Here is a 9,712-nt window from a genome sequence, read left to right on the forward strand (position 1 = left end):
GAGGAGAGTCGATCATGAGTAACGATTGGCTTAATGACGCAAGAAAGATTCCTGGCGAACCAATGAGCTATATTCGGAAACTGGCGGTCCAGTCTGTCGTCGAACGAAATTACTCGCCTGATTTGGTAGCTAGTGTATTGGGCCTTTCCCGTAGCTCAGTCTATGAGTGGGTAAACAAATACGAGAAAGCTGGCTATGATGCACTAAACACTCAAGATGCACCGGGGGCGGAACCGCGAATCACTGCCAAGATTGATACGTGGCTGAAGTCCATTGTTCTCTCAGAGAATCCAACAAGCTATGGATACGATACGGTCTTGTGGACCTGCCAGATTCTCGCTGAAATTATAGAAAAGACGTTTGGCGTCAAAGTGATTCCTGCAACGATTAATGCACATCTGAGGCAAATGAGTCTCAGTTATCAAGAGCCATGTTATCGTGCTAGAGAGCGTGATCCGGCGGAAATAGAATATTTTCTAAATGAAAAATTCCCAAGAATACAGAGGCTTGCGTTAAAAATTGGCGCAGATATCGCATACGAAGATGAAGCTGGGGTCGATATGAGTGAGCGATCCGGGCGCACATGGGGATTGATTGGGAGAACGCCCGAAGTCATGGTCACGGGGCAGCGCGGTAAGCTGAATACACTTTCGCTTGTCACTAGTGACGGCCAGATGGAGTATGAAGTAACGCAAGGCCACATTAACTCAGAAGTATATATCGGCTTTCTTGACAAGGTACTGAGCGGTAGAGATCGCCCACTAATTCTTTTCGTTGATCGTGTTGCATTTCACCATTCTAAGGAAGTACGCTCTTATGTGCGGAGCAATCGCGCCAAGATTCGAGTTTATTTTCTGCCAAAATATGCACCCGAGTACAACCCGATGGAACAAGGATGGGAAGAAATAAAAGATAACCACCTTAGGAAGCAGCCAATATGTACCCGTGACGATCTCAAGAAGAGACTAAATTCTGCCTTGAAGTCGCTAAAAGGCGACATCAAGCGAATCCAGTCGTTCTTTCTCTTGCCACATACAATTTATGCGAACAGCTTGTCCGTATAATTAATAGAATCTCGATATGACGTCCGAGGACTATAATCCCGTACGTACCATATCTGCCGAGGCTGGTAGCAAAGCTTACCGTTTCGAATCGAGGTTCGACCTTTACTCTAACGCAATAAAGAATCAAAAATTGCATATTGCTTTTTTGCTCCAACGACATTAAAAATTCCTCGAAAACTTCGAACTAACTGCAAAATAACAAATCGAGGCAAAATCAGGATCGGTACTAGAAATATCCAGAACTGCGGGATCATGTAGTTAGCCTTAACAAGTGAAAACCCATTGACAGCCGCACGGTTGCGCGTGATGGCTCGAATTAGCGCAAAGCCACCGATACCTCTGTACATCGTGCCCATCAACCTATTTCTTAGAGACCGGTGTATCAGCCCGTTAGAACGAGCCCACGACAAAGGCTCGAGGAAATCGACCAGATAGGTGCGCGGGTCAAGAAACCTGTGCTCTAAAATTCTTTGATCAGTTTTCCGTCGATATACTAATGGCTGGGCAAGAATAGCGCAATTCCCATGACTTGCGACCCGCATAGCCAGCGAAAACGCAAGATAATCCGATTTGTAATCGGACAGGGAGCCAAGCTCGAACCGAGCGAGATCGCCGTTCATGATAGTTATTGACATTAAGGAACTCCATATGCCGCTGATTTCCAATATCCGAGCAATCGAGGCCCCAGAACGGTTACACTCCAAATTAAACTCTGGCTTAGCTGGTTCTGGTCTACGCTCAGCACCTATTCGGCAAAAGTTCGCGAGAACAACCGAAGGCAAAACGTCCTCTTTTTCAATAAAACCCAAAATACTGGACACCGCTTCCAATGACACTTGGTCATCGTCACCAATTATCCAAATAAATTTACCGTTTGCTAACTGTAAAAGACGCAGAATATTCTTTGCAAACCCTTCATTAACAGTATTATTATAGTAACGCAACTTTAAACTATTATTTGAAAGATCCGTGCAATAAGTACGCGTAGCGTCTTGCGATGCGTTGTCCGAAACAATCACTTCAACATTCTTTCCCTCGCACTGCGGAAGCAATTGCTCTAGCAAGCGCTTTAGCGACAGATAGCGTTCATATGTCGGTATACAAATCGATAGCTCTACTCTTTCCATCTCTAACCTTGCTATAGCATTATCGGAAAAAAGCAGCTTTGCCGAATCAGACCCGCAGCGATGAGCAGCAAGCAGTCATCACAAATAATGATCGTTCGGGGAAATATCCCTAGTGATAAGTGGAACTAAGCGCGGGGTTTCAGTCAGTCTTGACGGAAGCACGCCGGCAAGAAGTCTCCCTTTTCCTCCCCATACTGCCCACCATTCAGTTGCAAACTCCAGAACAGATTGCGGATGACCAGAACCGATGTTCTCGATGATCAGCTTTCCAACGGGGAGATCGTCGCGAACAATGCCTTCGCTCAGAGCGCTCGCTACGATCTCGACCGGGACAAAGTCGCGGACTTGCAGCCCACTAGTCATCGGAAAGTCTTTTCCCGAAAGGGCGGCACGGCGTAGGGAGGGCCAAAGGCGGTTAGAAGCCTCTCCCTCTCCAAAAACAATGCAGGGACGGAGACTTAACGACTGAATTTTTTCAAAGGCGGTCAGTCCGCAGAGCGCCATCGTTGCTGCGGCTTTTGACGCCGAATAAGGGTCTAAGGGCTCTGGAGCAACGGTGCTTGGAATAGATTCGTAATGATTTCCCGCGGCCCCATATTCAAAGCAACTTCCACATGTGACGATCCGGCGAATACCTCTAGAAACTGCCTCACGCCAGAACCGCAGTGCATGAGTTACGTTCCATCGGAAACAGCTATCCCAATCGGCCTTCGCAGGATCTACCCCATGCGCGGCAAGATGAATAAGCGTCCCTCGTGATTCTTTAATGAATGACTCTAGCCCAGACCAATCCGGCTGATCCAGTGTGGATCGAATCCAAGACACGCCGGGAACGACCGGAGGTACGCCTTGACGGTAAAGTGCCAGAACGTCATGACCAGCGTTACCAAGCGCTACTAATGTGTGTTTGCCGATAAATCCTGTTCCACCAGTAACGATCACCTTCATAAGTGAACTCCTAGCTTGCTTTGTCCTAACCGGAGCGCAGACAGTTAACTCAGGTAACCGAGCATGTCACGGTCAAACTGAATCAGAGGCTCTCGATTCTTGAATCTTATCGGAAGATCAGGGTTAGCGATAAGCGCACGACCCCAGGTGACCATATCAAGAAAACCTGAACGGACTTCATCTTCTGCTTGCTCCACGCTGAGCGAGGCCCCACCAATCAGGAAATAGGGCCAGACCTGCCTAGCTACACGTACCAAACGACCCGCAGTGCTATAGTAGTCGGAGTTGGCACAACTGATATCAAGCATCCGGAGTCCTAAACGGTCAAAAGCAGACAAAAGATATTTCAACATCTCCTCAAGATCTTGCCATTCGTAAATGGCTCCCCCCATTTCACGCGAGGGCGAAATTCGCACCATGACCTTTGGCGCTCCGATCGCAGCAATTACTTGCTCCAAGATTTCAACCGCAAATCTACAACGATTGCCGACCGAGCCGCCGTAACAGTCTGCGCGTCGATTAATGCGATTATCGAAGAATTGATCGACAAGATATCCGTGTCCGAAGTGAAGTTGTACACCATCAAAATCGGCTTCAATGGCATTCCTGGCAGCACGCACAAACTGGTCGGTGACAACAGCGAAATCTTCTTGCGCCATGGCTTTCGGTCGACCAAACGGTCTGCCGTTTTGTCGATTAATACCCTCAGCTGCGACGTCGGAAGAACTGAGCGGTGGAACCCCACCAGTGTAGTCTGAATGTGATATTCTCCCGCAGTGCCAAAGTTGACAGATGATCTTGCCCCCGCTCTCGTGCACTCGGGATACAACCGGCCCCCAACTTTTCGCTTGTTGGTCTGTCTCGATATGTGGCACATTGTTGTAGCCGTCACCCGTAGTGTGAATGATGGTACCCTCGGTTAGAATTAGTCCTACGCCATTATCGGCCCGCTTTCCGTAGTATTCAGCCATCAGAGACGTGGCGGTGTGATTGGGACCACAGAAGCCGCGCGTCATCGCTGCCATAGCTATGCGGGATCGAAGAGCGCCTAGGGCATCATACTCAAAAGGCTGGAGTAAGTTGGTGTTCATCTCATTTAGAAGCTGATAACTTATTGAAAAGGTGCGTGCGGAAAAAGTGATCTGAACCAAGGCCGATTTAAGTATTCGGCGAGCGCTTCCTGCCAATGGCGCTGAAAGTACAGGCCGTGTTTTCGCAAGCGTGCGTTGCTCAAGACGGCACGTTCTGGGCGTACAGCAACGTCCTCATTGTTGATTTGTTGTTGCTGTGCAGGGACTATGCGAATCCGATCCTCCAAGCGAAGTAGCCGAACGCATTCGCGGGCAATGTTAAAGAAGCTGACTTCCCCGTCAGAAGCCATGTTCCAGACCCCGTCACAACCCTGATCGAGCAGCAGCAGACTGTTACGTGCGAGGTCGACCGTATAAGTAGGCTGCCAAATGCGGTTGCCCACGGCATAGGTGTTAGTGCCGTCCTTGATCATGCTGGCTAAATGCCGCGTGAATTTGCCTACAAAATTCTTATCGCGCTCATCCCCTCCAAAAAAACCTGCCATGCGCACCACAGTAGATTCGACTTGAGACGCCAATATTTGTCTCTCTGCCTCGAGCTTATACTTTGCATAAACGGAAAGCGGATTGGGCGTGGTATTTTCGTCGATCTCATTGTCGCTTCCATCGAAGATCAGGAACGTTTGGGGATAAAAGACCTTTGCCCTTGATGCGACCGCTAGTTCCAACAGGTTCCGGGTACCTTGTACTTGTGTTTCATAACAGTAATCCTGAAAAACCTCACAATCGTCCGCATTTGTAACTGCAGCACAATGGATAATGAAATTAAAGTCCTGCGAGCGAAGGGCAAGCACAGTATCTCGCCGTGTCACATCAAGAAACTGTCGCCCATAAGCATGTACCGAAGTAGTAGGATAGTCGTTAGCTAAGACGGCGCGGCATGCATACCCAAGCATTCCTTCTGCGCCGGTGATTAAAACCTTTGCTCCCCTAAGGCGGGACCCACCGTGCTTTCGCTCCGGTAAAATACAATTTCTTGCCAACATTGCATTGGTCATTTCAATTAGCTGGTTATGTGTCAAACGCTACTATATCGGCCTGAACCAAGGCCAGCGCGTCGGCTTGCGCCATGATCTGTTGGCGGTACCAAGCGACGGTGCGCTGCACGGTTTCGCCAAAACCCCAGCGTGGTTGCCAGCCGAGCTGATGGAAAGCCTTGTCCCAGGAAAGATTGAGGCGCCCCGCTTCGTGTGGAGAATTCGGCGAGGATCGGTCGACCCATCGGCCATGCCAGTGCTCCAATAACTCCTCCACAAGGGCGCGGACAGGTTGGTTGGCGCCAGGAGAAGGTCCGAAATTATAGGCAGAGCAGATGGCTCGCAGCGCGACAAAGTCTTGGGCCTTTAGTGCTTCGCTCTGCCGCATGGCAAGACTCAAATAGCCACCGATGGGCTCGAGTACGTGCTGCCAAGGTCGCGTTGCGTTTGGACTACGCACCGGGATGGGCTCGCCGCGTTGAAGATGCCGGATGCAGTCCGGTACGATACGGTCTTGTGCCCAGTCACCACCCCCGATCACATTGCCAGCACGGGCCGATGCAATCCCGACGCGCAGCCTTGCTCCGGGCCGATCGGTAGCAAAGTAGGAACGACGATAGGCAGAAATAGCCAGCTCGGCAGCGGCTTTACTGGAACTGTACGGGTCGTAACCGCCGAGGGAATCATCCTCCCTATACGCGTGGACCCATTCACGGTTCTCGTAGCACTTGTCGCTAGTGATAATGACGGCAGCGCAGGTCCTATGACCGGCATCATATAGGGCACTGAGTTTTCGCAGGCAATCCAGCAAGTGTACCGTGCCCATGACGTTGGTGGCATACGTCTCGACCGGTTCAACGTAGGACAAGCGAACGAGCGGCTGGGCCGCCAAGTGGAAGACATAATCGGGCTCGGCGGCGAGAATGCGTTTAACAAGGGCATCGCGATCCCGCACGTCCAGAATATGATGTTCGAGCCGATCAGCCAAGCCGAGCAAGTCGAAAAGCGCTGGCTCGGTGTTGGGCGGCAGAGCGATGCCTACAACGCGCGCGCCAAGCATGAGCAACCATTCACAAAGCCATGCGCCTTTGAAGCCCGTGTGACCGGTAACCAACGCAGTTTTGCCCCGGTAAGCAGATTTGAGTTCAGCATGCAGCGATTTCAAAGCATCACTCCCAGGCGTCGATAAGAACTTGCTCAGTCGACACCCGGTGGGTGTGGATAAGACCATCTCTAAGACTTTGTATCATAGACTTTGGCCCGCTTAAAAAAAAGGCTGTCTCCTGCGTTAGCTTATTGTCACAAATAATGTTTCGCAAGTCAATACGGCCCGTTTGAACCTGTGGGTCCGCGCTGTCGGTATGCTTCTCCGCATAGTAGTGCACTTGGAAATCGGGAATTGCAGCGGCGCACTGGTCAGCAAGCGCCCGGTAGATGAGTAAGTCTGGAGCTTGGGCTCCATAGTGAAGCGTTACCTCGCTGACTGGCAGCGAGCCTTGTTTCAGGACCGCATCCATGAAGGCGCAAAATGGCGTGATACCAGTTCCGCCAGCGATGAGGACCGCCCGGCCGTAACCGTGGCTTGCGTCAATGGTGAAGTCGCCATATGGGCCTTTCGCCCACACCTGCGCACCCTGCAGCAGCCCGTCCAGGATTCTCCCCGTATAGAGACCCTGACGGCTGATCGTCAGTTCGATGGTGTAGCGGTCCGCGACAGCGTTCGCGACGGAGAAGATGCGGCTCTCCGGCCAGAACCCGGTCGGATCGAAGGAATCGATAGTCAGGTGAATAAATTGTCCCGGGATGAAACGCGGCAGGCGCTTGCAGGCGCGTAGGCGGTACGTCGCCAGATCTGGGTTGTGCCGCGTGACCTGATCGACCACAGCTTGAAAGCGCATGGGTTGGGCCATGGATCAGCCCAGAACCTGGTCGAACACAGCGAGGATGTGATCAATCATCGGATCACTAAGGCCGGGATAGACCCCGATGAAAAACGTGTTGGTAGTAATGACATCCGTGTTCTCCAAAGAGCCGACGACGCGGTGGGCGATATCCTGGTAGGCCGGATGTCGCAGAAGGTTTCCGCAGAACAAGTTGCGGGTCTCGATACGGGCGGACTCCAAGGCGCCGACGACATCGAAGCGCTTCAGACCAGAGTCAGGGCGTACGGTGATCACGTAACCAAACCAAGCCGGGTCGGCCTCGGGTGGAGCGCTATGTAGAATCAACTTGTCGGCGTGCCTTGCCAAGCCGGCGCCTAGGCGGGCGTGGTTGCGCTTGCGATCGCCAATGAAACGCGGCAGCTTGCGCAACTGGGCACAGCCGACAGCCGCCTGCATGTCGGTGATCTTGAGGTTGTAGCCAATATGGCTGTAAACGTATTTATGGTCATAGCCCCGCGGCAATGTACCGAATTGTTGGCTGAAGCGCTTACCGCAGGTGTTGTTCTCACCGCCGCTGCAATAGCAGTCGCGGCCCCAGTCGCGGAAACTGCGAGCGATGCGAGCGAGTTCGTCATCGTTCGTGATGACTGCACCACCTTCGCCCATGGTAATGTGGTGGGCGGGATAGAAACTGAGACTGGCAAGATGGCCAAAAGTGCCGGTGTATTGGCCGTCGTATCGGCTACCGAGTGCGTCACAATTGTCTTCCACAAGCCAGAGGCCATGGCGGTCACAAAGTATTCGCAGATCGTGCAGGTCTAGTGGTACGCCCATCGTGTGGGCTATCATGACAGCCTTGGTCTTGGAGCCGATCGCTGCCTCTATCGCCCCGAGTGTCGGCGTATAAGTACCAAGTTGGACGTCAACAAAAACTGGCACAGCGTTGTTCTGAATGATCGGGTTGACGGTAGTGGGAAACCCGGCAGCGACGGTGATGACTTCGTCACCGGGCCGGATGCGCCGAATGCCAAGTTTGGTGCTCGTAAGGGTAGACATAGCGACCAAGTTGGCGGAGGAGCCGGAGTTGACGGTCAGTACGCTTTCTGCGCCAAGGAAGTCGCCCAGGCCGGATTCGAATTCCTCGGTGAACCGGCCAGCGGTCAGCCAGAAGTCAAGCGCAGAGTCAACCAGAGTCTCAATCTCGTCCGCGTCAAAAACCCGTCCGGCGTAGTGGACTTGGTCCTGGCCGGGCCGAAAGTCGATAGGTTCGGCATGGCCAACCTCGTAAAAGGCTCTGACCTTGTCGCGGATCTCTTTGCGCAAAGTGGTTCTAAGGGTCATTCGCAATTGCTCCAATTCTTCCACGGGGCTTTACCAGTCTGCCACAATTGCTCAAGATGCTGTTTATCTCGCAGCGTATCCATCGGCTGCCAAAATCCTCCGTGACGGAAAGCGGCGAACTGACCTTCATTGGCGAGCCGCTCCATAGGCTCCCGCTCCCAACTAGTAGCGTCCCCATCGATGTAGTCTATGACCTTCGGCGATAGCACGAAGAAACCTCCGTTAATCCAAGCGCCGTCGCCATTGGGCTTCTCCTGGAAGCACGCGATTTTGTCGCCATTGAGGTTGAGAGCGCCGAATCGTCCTGGTGGTTGGACGGCGGTGAGGGTAGCTAGTTTACCTTGCGCTTCGTGGAAGGCAATCAGCGCAGTAATATCAATGTCGCTAACGCCATCGCCGTAGGTGAGACAAAAGTTCTCGTCATTGAGAAAAGTCCTAACGCGCTTGAGGCGACCACCGGTCATCGTCCGCTCACCGGTGTCGATTAGCGTAACGCGCCAAGGTTCAGCGCTCTGCTGGTGCACTTCCATGCTATGGGTACGTAGGTTAAATGTCACATCAGACACGTGCATGAAGTAGTTCGCAAAATACTCTTTGATTACATAGCCCTTGTAGCCGCAGCACACGATAAAGTCGTTTATGCCATGCGCTGAATAAATCTTCATGATATGCCAAAGCAGAGGTTTACCGCCGATCTCAATCATTGGCTTAGGTTTGAGGTCGGTTTCCTCGGAAAGACGAGTGCCATAACCACCCGCAAATAGCACAGCTATCATCGATGAACACCTTCAGAGAGTGATGGCTTCTCGGCGACACGCAAGTAAAGATGCATGCGCACCTCACTTCGAGAAGAGGATTGGCATTAGGTCGGCGTAAAGTAGAATTCAGACTGTCCGCGCATTTTATAGGAAGCAAGCAGCCCCAGCAGAGCGGCCAGCAGCTTTTTATCCCGGTTGCTGTTGCTTTACACGGTTTAAGAAAAACCCGGTTAGAGCGGAATGGCACTAATTTAGTCTAACAGACTGAAAATAATAGGGGCCAACCCGCAAGAGTGGTAGGCTGAAGGTTGCGACACCCAACCCATCACCCTGCGAGCCAGCCCCCATGCATCCTAACCAGCGCGCCGCGACGCAGCAACGTGTCCTTAAGGAGGCCGGTCGGATCGACACCGGCGGATTCTTCAATTTGTTGACCGGCCCGCAGCTGCTGGATCAGGTCGCCGCGTTAGTGCCGGCCCATCGTGAGCGGGCCTTTCCCCCGACGGAGACCTTGGCGATGTTC

9 protein-coding genes are annotated in these 9,712 nt (G+C 52.2%); 1 reads left to right on the forward strand and 8 read right to left on the reverse strand.

Translation table 11 applies throughout. The features are described 5' to 3' along the window. A partial coding sequence (locus tag A39O_RS37675) for an IS630 family transposase (RefSeq protein WP_083924483.1) occupies window positions 1-1,064 on the forward strand: 1,064 nt, incomplete at its 5' end. Between the two features lie 107 nt (window positions 1,065-1,171). Here A39O_RS37675 and A39O_RS37680 read toward each other — a convergent pair. From A39O_RS37680 to rfbF, 8 genes are all read right to left on the reverse strand, one after another. Then, window positions 1,172-2,191 (reverse strand): glycosyltransferase family 2 protein, encoded by a 1,020-nt coding sequence (locus A39O_RS37680; protein ID WP_083924485.1) that lies wholly within the window; start codon window positions 2,189-2,191, stop codon window positions 1,172-1,174. A 78-nt stretch (window positions 2,192-2,269) separates the two neighbouring features. Beyond that, window positions 2,270-3,139: an NAD-dependent epimerase/dehydratase family protein gene (locus A39O_RS37685; RefSeq protein ID WP_083924486.1), complete on the reverse strand. Its 870-nt coding sequence runs from the start codon at window positions 3,137-3,139 to the stop codon at window positions 2,270-2,272. Between the two features lie 44 nt (window positions 3,140-3,183). Next, complete coding sequence (locus A39O_RS37690) at window positions 3,184-4,230, reverse strand: oxidoreductase (RefSeq protein ID WP_083924488.1); 1,047 nt, start codon at window positions 4,228-4,230, stop codon at window positions 3,184-3,186. A gap of 20 nt (window positions 4,231-4,250) precedes the next feature. After that, window positions 4,251-5,228, reverse strand: coding sequence for an SDR family oxidoreductase (locus A39O_RS0103430; protein WP_083924490.1), 978 nt, complete (start codon window positions 5,226-5,228; stop codon window positions 4,251-4,253). 13 nt (window positions 5,229-5,241) lie between these two features. Then, window positions 5,242-6,372, reverse strand: coding sequence for a CDP-glucose 4,6-dehydratase (rfbG, locus tag A39O_RS0103435; RefSeq protein WP_026199137.1), 1,131 nt, complete (start codon window positions 6,370-6,372; stop codon window positions 5,242-5,244). A 4-nt stretch (window positions 6,373-6,376) separates the two neighbouring features. Further along, window positions 6,377-7,117, reverse strand: a complete 741-nt coding sequence (locus A39O_RS36160) for a ferredoxin--NADP reductase (RefSeq protein WP_020503312.1) — start codon at window positions 7,115-7,117, stop codon at window positions 6,377-6,379. A gap of 3 nt (window positions 7,118-7,120) precedes the next feature. Next, on the reverse strand, window positions 7,121-8,455 hold the full coding sequence (gene rfbH, locus A39O_RS0103445) for a lipopolysaccharide biosynthesis protein RfbH (RefSeq protein WP_211211531.1): 1,335 nt from the start codon (window positions 8,453-8,455) through the stop codon (window positions 7,121-7,123). Then, the gene (gene rfbF / locus A39O_RS0103450; RefSeq protein WP_020503314.1) at window positions 8,428-9,207 is read right to left on the reverse strand and encodes a glucose-1-phosphate cytidylyltransferase; all 780 of its coding nucleotides are present in this window, start codon (window positions 9,205-9,207) and stop codon (window positions 8,428-8,430) included. Before rfbF ends, rfbH begins: the two co-directional genes overlap by 28 nt. Window positions 9,208-9,712: the final 505 nt, after the last annotated feature.

Source organism: Lamprocystis purpurea DSM 4197 (assembly GCF_000379525.1).
GTDB lineage: Bacteria > Pseudomonadota > Gammaproteobacteria > Chromatiales > Chromatiaceae > Thiodictyon > Thiodictyon purpureum.